Annotated in this window: 12 protein-coding genes and 1 pseudogene; 11 read left to right on the top strand and 2 right to left on the bottom strand. The window is 62.6% G+C overall.

Translation table 11 applies throughout. The features are described from left to right. Nucleotides 1–908: 908 nt before the first annotated feature. A pseudogene (locus ACOOHF_RS17500) lies at nucleotides 909–2,147 on the top strand (type I restriction-modification system subunit M); the annotation flags it as partial. Between the two features lie 253 nt (nucleotides 2,148–2,400). Beyond that, a complete protein-coding gene (locus tag ACOOHF_RS17495) occupies nucleotides 2,401–3,264 on the top strand; it encodes a hypothetical protein (RefSeq protein WP_420462698.1) in 864 nt (287 codons plus the stop codon). A gap of 568 nt (nucleotides 3,265–3,832) precedes the next feature. On the opposite strand, the gene ACOOHF_RS17490 is transcribed toward ACOOHF_RS17495, so the two are convergent. Continuing rightward, on the bottom strand, nucleotides 3,833–4,345 hold the full coding sequence (locus ACOOHF_RS17490; protein WP_420462697.1) for a hypothetical protein: 513 nt from the start codon (nucleotides 4,343–4,345) through the stop codon (nucleotides 3,833–3,835). Between the two features lie 61 nt (nucleotides 4,346–4,406). Further along, a complete protein-coding gene (locus ACOOHF_RS17485; protein ID WP_420462696.1) occupies nucleotides 4,407–5,285 on the bottom strand; it encodes a hypothetical protein in 879 nt (292 codons plus the stop codon). Between the two features lie 481 nt (nucleotides 5,286–5,766). Here ACOOHF_RS17485 and ACOOHF_RS17480 point away from each other — a divergent pair, with 481 nt between their 5' ends. From ACOOHF_RS17480 to ACOOHF_RS17440, 9 genes are all read left to right on the top strand, one after another. Next, entirely contained in the window at nucleotides 5,767–6,153 is a 387-nt protein-coding gene (locus ACOOHF_RS17480; RefSeq protein WP_420464393.1) for an ATP-binding protein, read from the top strand. Between the two features lie 300 nt (nucleotides 6,154–6,453). Further along, the gene (locus ACOOHF_RS17475) at nucleotides 6,454–7,389 is read left to right on the top strand and encodes a DUF5677 domain-containing protein (protein WP_420462695.1); all 936 of its coding nucleotides are present in this window, start codon (nucleotides 6,454–6,456) and stop codon (nucleotides 7,387–7,389) included. A gap of 323 nt (nucleotides 7,390–7,712) precedes the next feature. Next, nucleotides 7,713–9,842, top strand: coding sequence for a type I restriction-modification system subunit M (locus ACOOHF_RS17470; RefSeq protein WP_420462694.1), 2,130 nt, complete (start codon nucleotides 7,713–7,715; stop codon nucleotides 9,840–9,842). After that, nucleotides 9,830–10,384, top strand: a complete 555-nt coding sequence (locus ACOOHF_RS17465) for a hypothetical protein (RefSeq protein WP_420462693.1) — start codon at nucleotides 9,830–9,832, stop codon at nucleotides 10,382–10,384. Before ACOOHF_RS17470 ends, ACOOHF_RS17465 begins: the two co-directional genes overlap by 13 nt. After that, on the top strand, nucleotides 10,381–10,503 hold the full coding sequence (locus ACOOHF_RS17460) for a hypothetical protein (RefSeq protein ID WP_420462692.1): 123 nt from the start codon (nucleotides 10,381–10,383) through the stop codon (nucleotides 10,501–10,503). Before ACOOHF_RS17465 ends, ACOOHF_RS17460 begins: the two co-directional genes overlap by 4 nt. Next, a complete protein-coding gene (locus ACOOHF_RS17455; protein ID WP_420462691.1) occupies nucleotides 10,500–12,731 on the top strand; it encodes a GmrSD restriction endonuclease domain-containing protein in 2,232 nt (743 codons plus the stop codon). Before ACOOHF_RS17460 ends, ACOOHF_RS17455 begins: the two co-directional genes overlap by 4 nt. Before the next feature lie 117 nt (nucleotides 12,732–12,848). Next, nucleotides 12,849–14,381 carry a restriction endonuclease subunit S gene (locus tag ACOOHF_RS17450; RefSeq protein WP_420462690.1) on the top strand — a complete coding sequence of 511 codons (1,533 nt, stop codon included), beginning with the start codon at nucleotides 12,849–12,851 and terminating at the stop codon, nucleotides 14,379–14,381. Continuing rightward, entirely contained in the window at nucleotides 14,378–17,383 is a 3,006-nt protein-coding gene (locus ACOOHF_RS17445; RefSeq protein ID WP_420462689.1) for a type I restriction endonuclease subunit R, read from the top strand. The genes ACOOHF_RS17450 and ACOOHF_RS17445 overlap by 4 nt, the downstream gene beginning before the upstream one ends. A gap of 65 nt (nucleotides 17,384–17,448) precedes the next feature. Continuing rightward, entirely contained in the window at nucleotides 17,449–18,447 is a 999-nt protein-coding gene (locus tag ACOOHF_RS17440) for a restriction endonuclease (protein WP_420462688.1), read from the top strand. The last annotated feature ends 71 nt before the right edge of the window (nucleotides 18,448–18,518 follow it).

The raw sequence follows: 18,518 nt of genomic DNA, 5'->3' as shown, positions 1-18,518 counted from the left end.
ACGCTGTGTCGGTACCGGTCCTCCTCCTGTGTAGCCGTCATGTTCTTGGGCAAGAACAATTTAGCGACTACTGGAGGCCGGTGCCTACTTCATCCTGTGAGAAATCCGGGCTAGGGTTGACTTGTTCCGGCTGGTGGGCTGCCGGATCCCTTTCTTCAAGACTTGGTACGGCGTCGCGCCCTCCATGCTGCGGCCGCGGTAGGGGCGCTTCCGGTTGGAGGTCTCGATGTAGGCGTCCAGATCCTCCTGCGTGTCGGTGACCGACTGGTACCAGGTCGTGGGCCCCTTCACCCTCAGGCACGGGTCCAGAAGTGTGCGGTGGGAGCGCTCGTATGTGGACGCCGCCGGATGGGCAAGCCGGCTTCAGAATCGAGTCGGTGGCAGCTTGGTCGGGTACTGTCGTATGTCCGGCCTCTTGATGCAGCTTTCGTTGGCCGCGGGGCCCGTATGGTGTGTGTGAGATCGGATCCAAATCGATGAAGCGGGTTCGAAGGCCGTGTAGCGCTTTCTGGTTTTCCGATCCCGTCTTCTAGACCGTTTGCCCTTACCGGTTTTCGCGTCCTGTCCGCATGTGTCGGCAGTGTCTCTGCTTTTTGGCTTCTCCCCTCTCTCCTTTCGCCGCCCGGTCAGGCGGCAGCGCGAACCTGATAGATCTCCTTCTTCGTGCTCAGCGCCCAGACCCATCCGCGCCGTCCTGTTGGCGAGTGCGACCGCAGCCAGCATCTTCGGCTTACATGCCAGCATCCCGGCCAACTCGGAAGCCGGTTGCTTGCTGTTGTCAGAACCCGGTCTGCGGTTGCATCTATCTCCACTTGGATCGTCTGTCCAGGAAGTCGCGATGGCGATCACGAGCAGGGGGCGGGTGTCTCGAGGACGGCCTTGTGTCTGGAAGGAGGATCCACCGGAACATGACGAACGGCGATCTGGGCTGGATCACGAACTACATCTGGGGGATCGCAGACGATGTCCTGCGGGATGTTTACGTCCGCGGGAAGTACCGCGACGTCATCCTTCCCATGACCGTTCTGCGGCGGCTCGACGCCGTGCTCGAGCCCACCAAGCAGGCCGTCCTGGACATGAAGGACACGCTGGACGAGATGGGGATCGCCGAACAGAAGGTGGCCCTTCGGCAGGCGGCGGAGCAGCCATTCTACAACACGTCGAAGTTCACCCTGCACGACCTGCGGGCGCGGGCCAGCCGGCAGCAGCTCCGGGCCGACTTCGAGGACTACCTGGACGGGTTCTCGCCCAGCGTGCAGGACATCCTCGAGAACTTCGAGTTCCGCAATCAGATCCCGAGGCTCTCCAGGGCCGACGCGCTGGGCGCGCTGATCGAGAAGCTCACCTCGCCGGACATCAATCTGAGTCCGGAGCCGGTCATGGACACCGACGGCACGGTCCGGCATCCCGGGCTCGACAACCACGGCATGGGGACGGTCTTCGAGGAGCTGATCCGGCGCTTCAACGAGGAGAACAACGAGGAGGCGGGCGAGCACTTCACCCCGCGCGACGCCGTGCAGCTCATGGCGAAGCTCGTCTTCCTCCCGATCGCCGACGAGATCGACGACGGCACCTATCTGCTCTACGACGGTGCGTGCGGGACCGGCGGCATGCTTACCGTGGGCGAGGACGTGCTGCAGCAGCTCGCGGAGGAGCGGGGCAAGCAGGTGTCCACCCATCTCTTCGGCCAGGAGATCAACGCCGAGACCTACGCCATCTGCAAGGCCGACCTCCTGCTGAAGGGGGAGGGGGAGGCCGCCGACAACATCATGGGCGGCCCGGAGCATTCCACGCTGTCCAACGACGCCTTCCCGTCGCGCGAGTTCGACTTCATGCTTTCCAACCCGCCGTACGGGAAGAGCTGGAAGACCGACCTGCAGCGCATGGGTGGCAAGAAGGACATGCGCGATCCGCGGTTCGTGATCGAGCACGCGGACGATCCCGAGTACTCCCTGGTCACCCGCTCCAGCGACGGCCAGATGCTCTTCCTGGCCAACAAGCTCTCAAAGATGAAGCAGGGGACCCGGCTCGGGAGCCGCATCGCCGAGATCCACAACGGCAGTTCGCTCTTCACCGGGTCGGCGGGGCAGGGCGAGAGCAACATCCGTCGCTGGATCATCGGAGTGTGGATTTCCTGGATCACGGCAGAGATCACGTAAGTTCAACTGGGGCTGCACGATCTGCCACTCTTGCCGCTGGAGCGCAGTCCGACTGAGCCGGCCAAAAAAGCGTGTCGCCGCTTCGTCTGCAGGTTGGAGAAACACCCGGCGTCCGCTATTTTTTCCAGCAATGGAGCGCAGGGAGTCCCCGCGCGCAGAAAAAGGCCCTGCCGCAACCCAGCCGGGGGTCCTGTTCGGTTGCCAAGGGCGTGAACGGTTGAAGGGCCGGAGGAAGGGAATCATGACGGAAGACGACGGAATCCGCCGCGCAATGGAGGGCGTGAAAGCAACGACCCAGGCACTAGCCGAAGCGTCGAAGGCTGCGAACGCCGGGCTGGACGCGTACGACGAGATGATAAAGACGGTGACGGAAGCGTCGAAGGCGGCGTTCGTGAGGCCACTGTTCGACGCCGAAGTGCTGATGGTGTACGCGAAGCCGGTGGTCGACGTGAAGGCGTTCATGAGCTCGGCGGTCGACGTGACGGCGTTCGCGAGCCCGGTGGCCGACGTGACGGCGTTCATGAGCTCGGCGGTCGACGTGACGGCGTTCGCGAGCCCGGTGGCCGACGTGACGGCGTTCATGAGCTCGGCGGTCGACGTGACGGCGTTCGCGAGCCCGGTGGCCGACGTGACGGCGTTCATGAGCTCGGCGGTCGACGTGACGGCGTTCGCGAGCCCGGTGGCCGACGTGACGGCGTTCATGAGCTCGGCGGTCGACGTGACGGCGTTCGCGAGCCCGATGGCTGACGTCAAGGCGTTCGCGAGCCCGGTGGCTGACGTGACGGCGTTCATGAGCTCGGTGGCCGACGTGAACGCGTTCGCGAGCCCGGTGGTCGATATCGACGCCGGGAGATTGAAAGCTATCAGGGAATCGCTGGACGGTATTGCAAGGTTCGTGGAGTCTGTGACACCGGATTTTGACTACGAGAGGAACTTCCGGGACTTCGACTTCGAGCCGATGAGCCTTCCGCCGATGCGGAATGAGATCGACGAACTGCAACAGGAAAACGCCGAACTGCAGCATGAGATAGCAGATCTGCGACGGCGAGTGAGCGCGCTCGAAATGCAGGAGATCTTCCCCGACGACGCAGACTTCCCCCACTGAGATCCCGTGCCAGACAAGGAAGACCTCACACCCGGATTCCGTAAGAATTCGTTCCGTTGCCCCACCTGTAACGAGGTGGCGCAAATGCGGTGGCTTCAATTGTCGACAACCCAACCGGACTTCGTGAAGGTATTCTGGAGTGATCCGGGTTACACCTTCTATGTCTCGATTTGTCCGGCAAAAGAGTGTCCGACGCTCTGGCTGGACCCCGACGGTCTCACACGGCCAGCGCGAATGGTGTATCTGGACTTACCCCGTTTTAGTGGACAGTTGAAAGTGGTGGCTTCTCTCTCCAGGCCAGCTCCCGAGAGCCGGGAGCGCACGCTGCGCCGAGGCGTAGCGGCGTGAGAGGTAGGTCCCGGCTCTCACGCTGCCTCGCCCACACGCCTCGAAGCTCGCCGGCGACGCGTAGCCGAGGCTCGAGTGCCGTCGGCGCGGGTGGTACCAGCCCTGGATGAACCGGAACACCGCCCGGCTCCTTGCCGTCGGCGGCGAGAACCGACTTGTGCAGCGAGTCGTGTCCGAGAGCGATCTAAGTGCTGACGAGACGGTGACCATCGACGCGGTGTCACGTCAGCTCTAGGCGAACACTGCGGACGACGGCAACCAAACGGGACATCACGTCCCGGTCGGTGTCCAGAGCCTGCGCCAGCGCGGCGAGGGCAAGTCCGTATCCTACTCCGAGCTCGCCCATCCACACGGCGAGTCGCAAGTAACCCTCCGGGTTCTCGATGTCGCCAAAACCGCCCTTCGCCAATGGGAAACCCAAGCTCACCGGCGTCGGATGGTCGTACGTCGGCAATAACCCGATCCTCACCTCGTTGGCCCACCAGTTGCCGTCCATCTCGTCGAGCCGGAACTCGCCGGGAATGCACCTCCACACGGCATCCATCTGCCAGTAAGCTGCCCGAAGCTCCGTCGCCATCACATGCATGGAGTCGGCGCTGATGTCCCACCGCGTAATAGCCAGCGTGTGGAGGCACATCTTACGGAGGCGAGGGATCCAATCGGGTTCGTCCGTTCCGATCGTACGCCTCGGCGCGTCGATCTCTGCATGGATCCGAACGAGGTCGCGAAGCATGCCGCGACATCGTTCGCACAGGGCGCGCGGCCCCTCGTAAGGTTCTCCGCCCGTGCCCAATTCAGTCCTCTGTCGCGCCGCCGCTGGTGAACGCCAGGACTGCGGCGTCTCGAGCAGCCTTGGACGTCTCGCGCACTTCACGGAGCTGGGCCAGCATGGCTTCTACCCGTCCCCACCCTCCGTCTCCAGCGACGGGGCACAATGCGGCGTGCGCGTTCATGACGGCCACCTGCCCTACCAGGTAGTCCATCAGACTGGCGAACGCGAACACGTCCGGAGCCAGGTCCATCGAGACGACGCCCCCACTCCACGAGTATCCCACCCAGTCGGCTCTCCCGTGGCAGAAATACTCGCTCACGTAGTTGTACCAACTGGTGCCTCCCCGCAGCGTCGCCACCTTATCTGCCTGTTTGAGGCTCCTTCCCTTTCGCATCTTCGGTTTCGGCAACCCGTCGAGAGCCGCGGCCTTTTCCATCGCGCCTGAGATTTGCTCAAGCAACTCCTGGTGGCCGACCTGACCCTTCGTCGCCGCGATCATCGTGCCGTAGTAGTCCGCGTTCAGGTGGTCGCCGACCAGATCCATGGCCCGCTCCGGCTCCATCGTGAAGCCCGGCGCAATCATCAGGTTGTGGAAGATGAAGACTACCTGCCCGGCGCACTCCAGAACGGGCCGCATCTGCACAGCGAGCGAGTGCAGGTTGCTGGTCTCATTGGCCCGAAGGACGGCGACGGTGTGTAGCCGTGCCTTGCGCAGCAGCAGCGCGCCCACAATCCGGAAGGTGGCCGTCGGATCGGCGTCCAGATCGATTTGCTCCGTCGCTTCAACCCACCCGCCGGTGACGTCCAACCACCGCTCGAGCTCGCGCGTCGTCGCGATGGCTTTCTCCAACAACTCGGCCATCTCGGCTCGATATTGGGCAATCTCGGTGGGTGACGCCATCTGCCTGAGTCTCTTCGCGGTTCGCTTCCTATCGTCATTCGCCGAAGGGACTGTCCTCTCCAGTGAGCCTACGGCGAATGGCTGGCTCGATCGTCCATGAGCCCTTCCAATCTACTCCACCCGAGGCCGGGTGCGCGTACCTGCTCATCTGTCATGGTGAACACGTCCCCGACGCCGGGCGCCCCGGCAGCCCTACCCCGGGCGAAGACCAAGGGGAAGGTCGAGCGTCCCATCGGCTACATTCGCAGGAACCTCATGGACGGCCGCAGCTGCGGCCGTCGACGCGCACCTCAACCCTCAGGCCAAGTGGTGGCTCGGGACGCCCGCCAAGCGGCCCAAGCCGCCGCGGCCGGATCCGCGCCCAACTTGCCGACCTCAAGCTGCCCAGCGCTTTGGAGGCCCTCGACCCCGTTGTCTCCGGTGTTGACGGAGGCCGCTTCACCGCCGCCGAAGGCATCGAAAAGCTCCTCGGGGCGGGGCCCTGGCCGACCTCATCACCTCCCTCGAGGAGGCACAGGCCGCCGGGCGGCTCCAGCACCGGCTCAAGGTCCTCACCCACCCGGCGCTGTTGATCGTTGATGAGATCGGCTACGTCCCCATCTCCCGCACCGGCGCCACCCTCGTCTTCCAGCTCGTCAACCGGCGCTACGAGGTCGGCTCCACCATCCTCACCTCCAACCAGAGCTTCGAGGAGTGGGGTCACATCTTCGGCGACGAGGTCATGGCCACCGCGCTCATCGACCGGCTGCTCCACCACTGCCACATCGTCAACATCCGGGGCAACAGCTACCGCATGAGGCAGCACGCCGAACTCTTCAACGCCCTCCATAACAACCCCGCCACCACGGAGGCCGAGACGTCACCCTGAGGCTCGTCACCTCCGGCCGGGTGTACCTTTTCACCCGCCGCATGTGTCACTTCTTCGGCCGCCGTTGACACCGGAGCCGGAAGAGATCAACTAGGAAGGAAGGTGAAGACCGCAGCCTGAAGCGCCGATTTGGGCGAGGCCGGGTGTTAGGTGACTACCGTACTTGTACAGCCGTACTTGCGCACCGTACTTGCACAGGTTGCGGACGCCTGATTGACCACGTAGCATAGCCCCCGCAAACAACCTTCTCGGCAGCATATCTGAGGACACGCCTGCAGTCACCCGACCCGGAGTCCACTCATGTCAACGACCCCTTTCCGAGGCCTTCTTGATCGCAACGAAGCAATCGCTCGTTGTTCAGACGTACTTGAGAACGCCTGTTCTCTACTCCGTAAGATCATAGATTACTCAACCGGCGCTTACGCTCGATGCATGAGGGCAACACGAGATTTCACTGGTCCGCCAGATGCCATCGCAGCACCTTTTGCTTTGTTTCATTACAGCATAGCCACTACTGACGGAATAGATGCGTTGCTTTCAAACTCGTGTGTAACTCCAGCCATCCCTCTCGTACGCAGTTCATACGAAACATCCGTCGCTCTCACATACATGACGCGGAACGATTTCGAACAGCGTTCCTTGTCTTGGTTGTGCGGCGAAGCGCACCTACACCTTCGTTGGCTTTACATTGTTCGCGACAACGACGTGTCCAACGAGTTCTCCGCAGCGCTAACGGATGATATGCGGAGTCGAGTTGAGCAGGAAATACAACGACTTGAGGGTGTGCTTGCTCGTCCCCATATGGCAGATATCGAACTCGAATATCAGGCGCAGCGCAACCAACAGAACCGAAATTATCCGCATTGGTATTCGTTGTTTGGTGGCGCCAGAGACTTGAGGACGTTGACGGATAGGATCGGCGAACGTGACTATTACGATTTGGCCTATCGCCGTTGGTCTGGAACCGCACATGCCAGCACGGGCGTAGACAACACGTTCGCGTTCACTCAAGGTGTTCAGACGATACAACCGCTGAGACACCCGCGCGAAATAATCGCCGTAACGCAATACTCAGCGAAGTTCTTGTTGCGGTCGATGGGAAGTATGATTACCAAATGTCGACCTGCCGAACTCGAGTCGTTGTCGAACTGGCATAATTCTGAAGTCCAACCCGACTTGGTTGCTATAGCTCGAACGAAGCTCGTGTTCGACGAGGAGGTACGGAGGGACTGGTAACGTAACGAGGCACGACGGCGAAGAAGTATCAGGCTATTTGTACAAGTACGGTAATCACCTGACACCCGGCCTCGCCGAGGTCAGCGCTTCAACTCGGCCTGACGGTCGCGAGTCGTGGTCCTTGCAGAAGGGGCAAGGGCCTTGCTCGCAGGCACGCCCGCCGACGAGGCGATGTTCGCGCCCCGAACCCCCTTTTGGGGGTCTTGCCGTGGGTGTGTCCGCTGCCGTACCTGAATCTGCCAACAGGTTCCCGGAATGGTTGATGGCTGAGATCCGCCACGTTCAAGCCTACGTGAGGATTCGAAGGAGGAAAGAAGCGAGACATGACCAACGCCGATCTGCACTGGATCACCAACTACATCTGGGGGATCGCGGATGACGTGCTCCGCGATGTCTACGTGCGCGGCAAGTACCGTGACGTGATCCTTCCCATGACCGTGCTGCGGCGGCTCGACGCGGTGCTGGAGCCCACCAAGCAGGCCGTCCTGGACATGAAGGACGCGCTGGACGAGATGGGGATCGCCGACCAGAGGGTGGCCCTTCGGGAGGCCGCGGAGCAGCCATTCTACAACACGTCGAAGTTCACCCTGCATGACTTGCGGGCGCGGGCCAGCCGACAGCAGCTCAGGGCAGACTTCGAGGACTACCTCGACGGGTTCTCGCCCAGCGTGCAGGACATCCTCGAGAACTTCGAGTTCCGCAACCAGATCCCGAGGCTCTCCAAGGCCGACGCTCTCGGCTCGCTGATCGAGAAGCTCACCTCGCCGGACATCAACCTGAGTCCGGAGCCGGTCAGGAACACCGACGGCACGGTTCGGCATCCCAAGCTCGACAACCACGGCATGGGCACCGTCTTCGAGGAGCTGATCCGGCGCTTCAACGAGGAAAACAACGAGGAGGCGGGCGAGCACTTCACGCCGCGCGACGCCGTGGAGCTCATGGCGAAGCTGGTCTTCCTCCCGGTCGCCGACGAGATCGACGACGGCACCTATCTGCTGTACGACGGCGCGTGCGGGACCGGCGGCATGCTGACCGTGGGCGAGGATGTGCTTGCAGCACTCGCGGAGGAGCGAGGCAAGCAGGCGTCCACCCACCTCTTCGGCCAGGAGATCAACGCCGAGACCTACGCCATCTGCAAGGCCGACCTCCTGCTGAAGGGCGAAGGCGAGGCCGCCGACAACATCGTGGGCGGACCGGAGCACTCCACGCTCTCCAACGACGCCTTCCCGACGCGCGAGTTCGACTTCATGCTCTCCAACCCGCCGTACGGGAAGAGCTGGAAGACGGACCTCGAGCGCATGGGCGGCAAGAAGGACATGCGGGACCACCGGTTCGTGATCGAGCACGCGGACGATCCCGAGTACTCCCTGGTCACTCGCTCCAGCGACGGCCAGATGCTCTTCCTGGCCAACAAGCTCTCCAAGATGAAGCGGGAGACCCGGCTCGGGAGCCGCATCGCCGAGATCCACAACGGCAGTTCGCTCTTCACCGGGTCGGCGGGGCAGGGCGAGAGCAACATCCGCCGCTGGATCATCGAGAACGACTGGCTGGAGGCGATCGTCGCCCTGCCGCTCAACATGTTCTACAACACCGGCATCGCCACCTACGTCTGGGTGCTCACGAACCGGAAGCCCGAGCACCGGAAGGGCAAGGTGCAACTGATCGACGCCACGAAATGGTTCCGGCCGCTCCGGAAGAATCTTGGGAAAAAGAACTGCGAGCTTGGCGAGGAGGACATCGAGAGGATTTGCCGGACGTTCCTCGATTTCGAGGAGACCGAGGAGAGCAAGATCTTCGACAACGAGGCGTTCGGGTACTGGAAGGTGACCGTGGAGCGGCCGCTGCGCTTGGCGGTAGATCTGTCCGAGCAAAGGAGAGACGCGTTCTTCGATGCCTGCCTTGAAATGGACGAGGAACAACTTGGAAACGCGGTCGAGTCGCTGGCGCCGCGCCTTGGGCAGGGTCCCCACCTCGACTTCAACCACTTCCTGGAAGCGGTGAAGGAAGAAATGCCGCTCCATCGGGTCAAGATGACCGCGAAGCGGAAGCGGCTGCTGCAAACCTCGCTGGCGGAACTGGACGCGACGGCCGCGCCGATGATCAAGAAGACGCATCGGCGCGGTACGGTCGCCGATCCGATCCAGGGTCTTTACGAGGTTGGCGGCGGCTCGCGAGTCGTCGAGTACGAGCCGGATACTCAACTGCGTGACACCGAGCAGATTCCGTTGCAGGAGGAAGGCGGCATCGAGGGGTTCCTGCGTCGCGAGGTGCTTCCGTACGCCGAGGACGCCTGGTACGTCCCGAAGAGCGTCAAGACCGGCTACGAGATCAGCTTCAACCGGTACTTCTACCAGCCCGAGCCGATGCGGACGCTGGAGGAGATTCGGTCGGACATCGCGGCCGTCGAGCGGGAAGCGGCAGGGCTGCTGGATGGGGTTGTGTGGGGAGAATGATGTCCGGGCGTCCGGCGGGCGAGCCGATCGAGAGCGCCGCGAAGCTCAGGGTGTACCTGGACGCCACGATCATCCGCGCGTACCAGGATCCCCGGGGCGCAGGGCCGCTGCACGGTCTGATCAGGCAGGCAGTTCGCGACGAGGTGGTCCTGGCGGTGTCGGACTTGACGGTGGATGAGTTGCGGGACGCGCCCGCCGACGTGCACGAAGTCATGGACGCTTCTATCCTGCCCCATGCGGAACGAGTTTCGGTCACGACCGAGGTTCACGAGCTTGCAGACAAGTACGTTGAGAGCGGTGTGGTCACCGGGCCGAGGCGGGGCGACGCCCGGCACGTTGCCGCTGCCACGGTTGCCGGCGCGGACGTGTTGGGGAGCTGGAATCGCCGTATCCTCAATTGGGAGAGGGTCCGTTGGCACAACGAGGTCAACCGCCTTATGGGCTACGGCTCCATTGACGCCCGCGATCCCAGGGCGCTTGAGTATGGAATGTCGGAGCCCGATATCCAGGAAACGCATCGCACCGGAAGGAAGAGAAGATGAACCGTAGCGACATCATCGTCGACGCAACCGGGGCTCCCGAAGGCGGATACGACGCCCAGGCGCTCGGGCGCGACGCCCTTGCGCGAACCGGCGTCCCCGCCGAAGGAATGACGCGATGAAGGGCGCTCCGCAGCCCGGTCATATCGGTTTGCCGGCGCTCATTGGAGATCTACGACGAGGCCGGTTCGTAATCCCTGACTTCCAGCGCGAATTCGAGTGGGAGCCATGGGACATCCGACAACTCGTTCGATCGATTTTCCTCGACTACTACATCGGCAGCCTGCTGCTATGGAAGGGTAGACCCGACAACTTCGCAGCGCTTGCCTGCGAGCCGATCTACGGTTGCGATGCCGGCGGCGACGGGCGGGACATCGTGCTGGACGGCCAGCAGCGGCTGACAGCGATGCACTACGTGTTTGTCGCTCCAAACAAGCCGCTCCCGAAGCGAAAAAACCGTTATCTGTACTTCATTCGCATCGACCGATTCATGGAAGAGGCCTACGACGAGGCCTTCGAGTACGACTGGACCCGCGGGGGCGAGAAGCTACTCGAAGATCGAAGTGCTCAGTTCGACAACCACCGCTTCCCTGTCTCGGTCGTCGGTCAGCACGGTGGTTTTGGGATCGCGTTTTGGGTACGGGACTACGAGGAACATTGGAACACCAAGGCAGAGTCTGCAAGGAAGGCAGGCGACGATGTCGCGGCTCGTGAGGCGGAACGGCGGGCGACCGACGCTCGTGAGTTCGGAGAGCACCTAAGGGCCATCACTCAGGAGTATCAGATCACCTACATTCAACTCGACCAAGATCTCGAAATCGACAAAGTCTGCGACATTTTCACGCAAATCAACAGCCGCGGGACTCGCCTCGACATCTTCGACCTGATCAACGCACTATTGAAACCTAAGGGTCTTCAGCTCAAGCATCTTTGGCGCTCGGCGGCACCGCGGTTCGAATTCGTCGACACGAAACGCATGAATGTCTACCTGCTGCAGGTGATGTCCATTTTGCGTCAGGCGTATTGCTCACCCAAATACCTCTATTATCTGTTGCCGGGCCAGGAGAGGACGCTGCGCGGATCCGACGGCTCGCTGCGCAAGGAGATTCTCGTCCCTGATGTTGCGGACTTCAAGCGACGGTGGGAAGACGCAGTCGCGGCGGTGGAGAGTGCAATAAGACTGCTGCGCCATCCGCAGGGGTTCGGCGCGATTTCGTCGCAATACTTGCCCTACGTTTCGATTCTGCCTGCGTTCGCGGCGCTCCAGGCCACTCTGAGGCGACTCCCGGCTCCCCGCCAGCTTGCCGCGCAGCGCAAAGTACGGCATTGGTACTGGGCCAGCGTCTTCACCAACCGCTATTCGGGGTCGGTGGAATCCACCAGTGCGCGCGACTACCTCGACGTGAAGGCCTGGTTCGCTGATGACGATGCGGAGCCGGGCCTTGTCGCCGAGTTCCGAGCTCGCTTCAAGACCTTGGACCTGCGTCGGGAAACCAAGCGGGGCACTTCGGTCTACAACGGAATCTTCAATCTGCTGGTGTTGAACGGCGCCCCGGACTGGATAACCGGCAACCCACCGCAGTACGGCGATCTGGACGATCACCACATCGTTCCGAAGAGCTGGGGCAAGGAGGAGGGCCTCGGCAGGTCCATCGACACCGTCCTCAACCGGACCTCCCTCACCGCCGACACGAACCGCAAGGTTATTCGCGGGCGTATCCCGAGCGAATACCTGCCCGAGCTGATCGGTCAGAGTGGCGAGACCAGTGTGCGGGCCATCTTGGAGTCGCACTTCGTGTCCCCACCGGCATTCGATATCCTGTTGCGCGACCCGTTCACGAAGGACGATTTCGAAGCTTTCCTTACTGTGCGCGAACACACGCTTCGGGCTGCCATCGAGGATCTGCTGGTGAAGGAACGGCTCGATCTTCCACCGCGCCTCCGCGAGCTGGACGCCAGAATCGAAGCGATTGAACTGGACTTGCGACGCGTCGTCGATGCCGCACTGGACGGCGACCCGGCTCAGCTGCCCCCGCATGTGCGGCAGAAGATCGAGGAGCGGTTGCAGCAGGCCTTTCGGAGGAACGCCACGCTCGACGGCGCACACTACGAGTCGCTCGGTGGCAAGCTCGAGTACGCCGACCTGCGGGAGCTTCAGGACACGATTACGAACAAGATGCTCTGGCGACTCTTCGAAGTACGCTTCGCCAGCAAGGGGACGCTCCTGAAGCACTTCGGAGAGCTCGCTGAACTTCGCAACGGTATCCGCCATAGCCGCAGCGTCGACGAGATCAGCCGCAAGGCGGGGGAGGCGGCCATCCTCTGGTTCGAGAAAGTGACCGGCTCGTGAGCAGTGCGGCTAAGGCGGAGTGGGCGTACGACACGTATCCTTCCTGGGCATGGAGCACTGGATTGTCGGCGTGGTCGAGCGCACCTATGCCACCCGCAGGTTTGTGAAGAGTCAGCCATGATGGCCCACGAGTGCGGCATTCGAACTGGAGCAACCATGGGTGCGAGCGGTTGCCCGCCTGCTATCGGACCTTATCCCGCTTACAAGGACTCCGGTGTCGAGTGGCTGGGGGACGTGCCAGAGCACTGGGAAGTGCGGCGCGTGGCGACGGTTGCCGACCTTCGGGTCAGCAGCGTCGATAAGCATGTCCGTGAAGGGGAATCGCCCGTTCGGTTGTGCAACTACGTCGACGTGTACCACGACGAGCGGATCACGGCCAATCTACCGTTCATGCCCGCAACCGCTACGGGGCGGGAGATGCGGAGGTTCCGGCTAGCCGTCGGGGACGTTCTCGTCACCAAGGACTCCGAGGACTGGACGGACATTGGGGTTCCGGCAATCGTGGAGTATGCCGCCGACGATCTCGTCTGTGGATACCACCTGGCGATGCTCAGGCCCAATGCGACATTCCTCGACGGGGGGTATCTGTTCCAAGCGCTGAAGGATTCCCATGTGGCATGGCAATGTCAGGTGGCAGCAGCAGGCGTAACACGGTATGGCCTCTCGCGCAACGCGATCAGGTCGATGAGAATCCCCCTCCCACCTCTATCCGAGCAGACCGCCATCGCCCGCTTCCTCGACCACGCCGATCGGCGCATCCGACGCTTCATCCGCGCCAAAGAGAAGCTGATTGCGCTGCTGGAGGAGCAGAAGCAGGCCATCGTTCACCAAGCCGTCACAGGCCAGATCGATGTTCGGACCGGTCAGCCATATCCGGCCTACAAGGACTCCGGCGTGGAGTGGCTGGGTGAGGTGCCGGAGCATTGGGAAGTGTCTCGCCTGGGAAGACTCGTGAATCTTACAGTTGGTTTCGCATTCAAGAGCGAAGGGTTCACGCAGTCTGAGGACGACATACGGCTTCTTCGTGGCGTGAACATAACGCCGAGCGGACTGCGGTGGGACGCGGTTGTTCGGTGGTCTGCGCAAGACGTCGACAGCTTCATGGAGTACCGGCTGCTAGTTGGGGACATAGTGATGGGGATGGATCGTCCGATTATTCGAAGAGGAACTCGTGTAGCAGTCATTACTCCATCAGATGTACCCTCGCTGCTTCTACAGCGTGTTGCACGGATCCGCGTTGGCGAAGCCCTGACGCGCGATTTCGCTATGGCACTCCTAGGCGGCAAGGGATTTTCTGACTATTTGGCCCCGATTGTCACGGGAATTAGCGTTCCCCATCTGAGTCCTGAGCAGATCAAGTGCTTCCGGTTTGCACTTCCCAGCGTGTGGGAGCAAGGGGCAATTATGGGACATGTGCGGTCGAGGACCGACGCTATCCAATCCGCGATCGCTGGTGCCGCGAAGCAGATCCGGCTACTCGGCGAGTACCGCTCTCGGCTGATTGCCGATGTCGTCACCGGCAAGGTCGATGTCCGCGAGGCGGCTGCCAGCGTCTCTGACATGGGCCGCATCGCTTCCGGTGATACCTCCGAGGAGTCAGGAGTGCCAGTTGTGGAGCCTGACGCCGAACTCCAACCCATTCACCCATGACCACGGATCTCACCGAACGCGGCCTCGAACGCCTCATCTGCGAGGCCCTGACCGGCGACCCCTGCGATCCCCCATCCGGTGGCACCGTCGGGGAACGCCTTGCCCCCTACGGCGGCGTCGGCTGGTCCCCCGGCAATCATCACGACTACAACCGCGAGTACTGCGTCGACCTGATCCAACTCCGCACCTTCCTCCACGCCACCCAGCCGGACACCGCTCCCGCTATCCGCCTCGACGAAGACGGCCCAACCCGGCGCAAGTTTCTCGCCCGCCTCCAAGGGGAGATCGGCAAGCGCGGCACGATCGACGTCCTGCGCAACGGGATCAAGCACGGCCCCCACGACCTCGACCTCTTCTACGGCACGCCCTCCGCCCGGAACGAGACGGCCCAGCGGCGCTTCCGCCAGAACCAGTTCAGCGTCACCCGGCAGCTTCGGTACAGCCGGGACGACACCCAGCGCTCGCTCGACATCGGGCTCTTCATCAACGGGCTCCCCGTCTTCACCTTCGAGCTGAAGAACAGCCTCACGAAGCAGACTTTCCAAGACGCGATCCAGCAGTACAGGCGGGACCGCAGCCCGAGCGAGCCCCTCTTCCGGTTCGGACGCTGCGTGGCGCACTTCGCGGTCGACGAGAACGAAGTCCACTTCTGCACCCACCTCCGCGGGAAGGCGTCGTGGTTCCTGCCCTTCAACTGCGGCTGGCGGCGCGGTGCAGGCAATCCGCCCAACCCCAATGGCCTCAAGTCGGAATACCTGTGGCGCGAGGTCCTTACTCGGGCGAGCGTGGCCAACATCCTGGAGAACTACGCGCAGGTGGTGGCGCCGAGGAACGCGAAGACCGGCAGGAAGAAGAAGGTCCAGATCTGGCCGAGGTACCAGCAGCTCGACGTGGTGCGAGGGCTCTTGGAGGATGCCCGCGCGCACGGGGCGGGGAAGCGGTACCTGATCCAGCACTCGGCCGGCAGCGGCAAGAGCTATTCGATCGCCTGGCTGGCCCATCAGCTGATCCCGCTCGAAAGGGACGGCAGGCCCATCTTCGACTCCATCATCGTCGTCACCGACCGCCGGATCCTGGACAAGCAGATCCGCGACACGATCCGGCAGTACGCGCAGGTGGGGTCCACGGTGGGGCACGCCGAGAAGTCGGGCGACCTGCGCAGGTTCATCACGCAGGGGAAAAAGATCATCATCTCGACGATCCAGAAGTTCCCCTTCGTCCGCGAGGAGATCGGCAACGAGCATCGCGGGCGCACCTTCGCGATGATCATCGACGAGGCGCATTCGAGCCAGGGCGGAAAGACCAGTTCGGCGGTCTCGGCCGTGCTGGGGGAGTCGGACGAGGCGGGAGAGGACGAGCCCTACGACGAGCGGCTCCGGCGCTTGATGGAGTCGCGCAAGCTGCTCCCCAACGCCAGCTACTACGCCTTCACGGCCACGCCGAAGAACAAGACGCTGGAGATCTTCGGGGATCCGGACCGTCAGAGCGACGACACGGTCCGGCACCTGCCGTTCCACAACTACAGCATGAAGCAGGCGATCCAGGAAGGGTTCATCCTGGACGTGCTCAAGCACTACACGCCGGTCAAGAGCTACTACAAGCTCGCCAAGACGGTGGAGGGCGACCCGGAGTTCGACGTCGGGAAGGCCCGCAAGAAGCTCCGGCGCTACGTGGAGGGGCACGAGCACGCGATCCGGCTCAAGGCCGAGATCATGGTCGACCACTACCACGAGCAGGTCGTCGCCCAGCGCAAGATCGACGGCCGGGCGCGGGCGATGGTGGTCACCAACGGGGTCGAGCGCGCGATCCAGTACTACCACGCCATCCGCGACTACCTGAAGGAGCGCAAGAGCCCGCACGAGGCGATCGTCGCGTTCTCGGGGGAGAGGGACTACGGCGGGGAGAAGGTGAGCGAAAGCACGCTGAACGGGTTCCCGTCGTCCAGGATCGCCGAGAGGTTCCAGGAGGATCCGTACCGCTTCCTCATCTGCGCGGACAAGTTCCAGACCGGCTACGACGAACCCCTCCTCCACACCATGTACGTCGACAAGACCCTCTCGGGGATCAAGGCGGTGCAGACGCTGTCGCGGCTCAACCGGGCGCACCCGAAGAAGCACGATGTCTTCGTGCTCGACTTCCTGAACGACACGGAGACGATCACCGAGGCCTTCTCGACCTACTACCGCACCACGGTCCTGGCCGACGAGACCGACCCCAACAAGCTCCACGACCTGCAGGCCGACCTGGACGGCGCCCAGGTGTACTCGCCCGACCAGCTCCGAGAGTTCGTGAAGCGGTATCTGGACGGCGTGGAGCGCGAGCGGCTCGACCCCATTCTGGACCGCTGCGTTGCGGTGTACGTGAACGAGCTGGGCGAGGACGAGCAGGTCGCGTTCAAGAGCAAGGCCAAGGGCTTCGTCCGCACCTACGCCTTCCTCTCCTCGATCCTCACCTACAACAACCAGGACTGGGAGGAGCGCTCGATCTTCCTGAACTTCCTGATCCCGAAGCTGCCGTCCCCCGTGGAGGAGGACCTGTCGAAGGGCATCCTCGAGACGATCGACATGGACAGCTACCGGGTCGAGAAGCGCGCGATACGGGAGATGATGCTGGAAGACGAGGACGCCGAGATCGAGCCGGTGCCGGGCGTCGGGGGCGCGGGCAAGGGCGAGGTCGAGATCGACCGCCTCTCGGCCATCATCGACCAGTTCAACGACCTGTTCGGCAGCATCGACTGGCAGCACGCCGACCGCGTCAGCCAGATGATCACCGAGACGATCCCCGCCAAGGTGGCGCAGGACACCGCCTTCAAGAACGCCCGCGAGAACTCGGACCGCGAGAACGCCCGCATCGAACACGACCGGGCCCTCGCGCGGGTGATGACGAGCATCATGAAGGACGACACCGAGCTGTTCAAACAGTTCGTCGACAACACCGACTTCAAGCGCTGGCTCGGCGACACGGTGTTCCGGCTGGCCTACACGGCAGCGGGTGCTGAATAGGACCATCCCGCCCGGGCTGCGTGCAGATGCCGATCGGCTCAAAGATTCAAGGAAGGGAGTTCCACGTGGTCAACATCTGGGTCGTGCGGGCGGGGACGGGCGGCACCTATGCCGATGAATTCGAAGAAGCTGGGATTGCTGCAATTGGCTTTGGCATAGAGGAGAACGCCTCGGGTTTGAAGTCACGCGACGCAGTCCTGTCGGTGTTGACGCGTCAATACCCGAACATGAAGAAGGGGCGAGCAGTCAACTGGGCGAGCCAGCTCTACCGCTTCGTTCACGAGATCAAGCAAGGGGACACGATCCTCACGCCGATCCAGGACACGCGAGAAATCATGATCGGGACCTGCGCCGGGCCGTACCGCTACGAGCCCAGCCAGGACCGTGAGCTTCATCACATCCGCCCGGTCTCTTGGACGACTCGCATCTCGCGGGACAAGCTCTCCGTGCAGGCCAGAAACAGCGCCGGCAGCACTCTGACGCTCTTCTCAATGAACGAACACAGGGCGGAGATCGAGGCGCTCGCCTCCGGCAAGGAAGTCAAGCCCGATCCTGACACGGAGTCTGACGAGGGAGCGGGCAGCCAGCTCTTTGATGAAGTGCGAGGACAGGCCGAAGAGCTGATTTCGGACAAGATCACACACATGGATCCGTTTGACTTCGAGGAACTCGTCGCCGCTCTCCTGAGAGCCATGGGGTATTTCGCTAGCCGCACAGCTGCGGGAGCTGACAGGGGAGTGGATGTGATCGCGCAGTCCGATGCCCTTGGGCTTGAGTCACCGCGCATCAAGGTCCAGGTGAAGCAGCGAAATCAACGTGCGGGCGCGGTCGACCTGCGGAACTTCATAGCAACTCTGCGAGGAAGGGACCGAGGCTTGTTCGTCTCAACGGGTGGGTTCTCTCGGGAGGCACTCTACGAGGCTGAGCGAGTGCCGTCCGGGGTCTCGGTGACCACGCTAACGCGCGACGAGTTCATCAAGCTTCTCACGGACCACTACGAGCGTTTGGAACCTGAGGCTCGAGCGATGATTCCCCTGCGGAAGGTCTTCATTCCGATCGACTAGCACCGCGTTCGGTCGGGTGGCGGCCCTCGAGCCACCTTGCACAGCCGGAGGGTTGAACCTACTTGGTGGAG

This window comes from Candidatus Palauibacter sp. (genome assembly GCF_965216145.1).
Taxonomy (GTDB): domain Bacteria; phylum Gemmatimonadota; class Gemmatimonadetes; order Palauibacterales; family Palauibacteraceae; genus Palauibacter.
The sequence above is the reverse complement of the archived record's forward strand: the minus strand, read 5'-3'. Positions and strand labels throughout refer to the sequence as shown.

Excerpts from the sequence above, each read along its gene's own strand:
- ACOOHF_RS17470 (WP_420462694.1), top strand. The coding sequence starts at position 7,713 with ATGACCAACGCCGATCTGCACTGGATCACCAACTACATCTGGGGGATC.
- ACOOHF_RS17455 (WP_420462691.1), top strand. The coding sequence starts at position 10,500 with ATGAAGGGCGCTCCGCAGCCCGGTCATATCGGTTTGCCGGCGCTCATT.
- ACOOHF_RS17450 (WP_420462690.1), top strand. The coding sequence starts at position 12,849 with ATGATGGCCCACGAGTGCGGCATTCGAACTGGAGCAACCATGGGTGCG.
- ACOOHF_RS17460 (WP_420462692.1), top strand. The coding sequence starts at position 10,381 with ATGAACCGTAGCGACATCATCGTCGACGCAACCGGGGCTCCCGAAGGC.
- ACOOHF_RS17490 (WP_420462697.1), bottom strand. The coding sequence starts at position 4,345 with ATGCTTCGCGACCTCGTTCGGATCCATGCAGAGATCGACGCGCCGAGG.
- ACOOHF_RS17445 (WP_420462689.1), top strand. The coding sequence starts at position 14,378 with ATGACCACGGATCTCACCGAACGCGGCCTCGAACGCCTCATCTGCGAG.
- ACOOHF_RS17475 (WP_420462695.1), top strand. The coding sequence starts at position 6,454 with ATGTCAACGACCCCTTTCCGAGGCCTTCTTGATCGCAACGAAGCAATC.
- ACOOHF_RS17495 (WP_420462698.1), top strand. The coding sequence starts at position 2,401 with ATGACGGAAGACGACGGAATCCGCCGCGCAATGGAGGGCGTGAAAGCA.
- ACOOHF_RS17485 (WP_420462696.1), bottom strand. The coding sequence starts at position 5,285 with ATGGCGTCACCCACCGAGATTGCCCAATATCGAGCCGAGATGGCCGAG.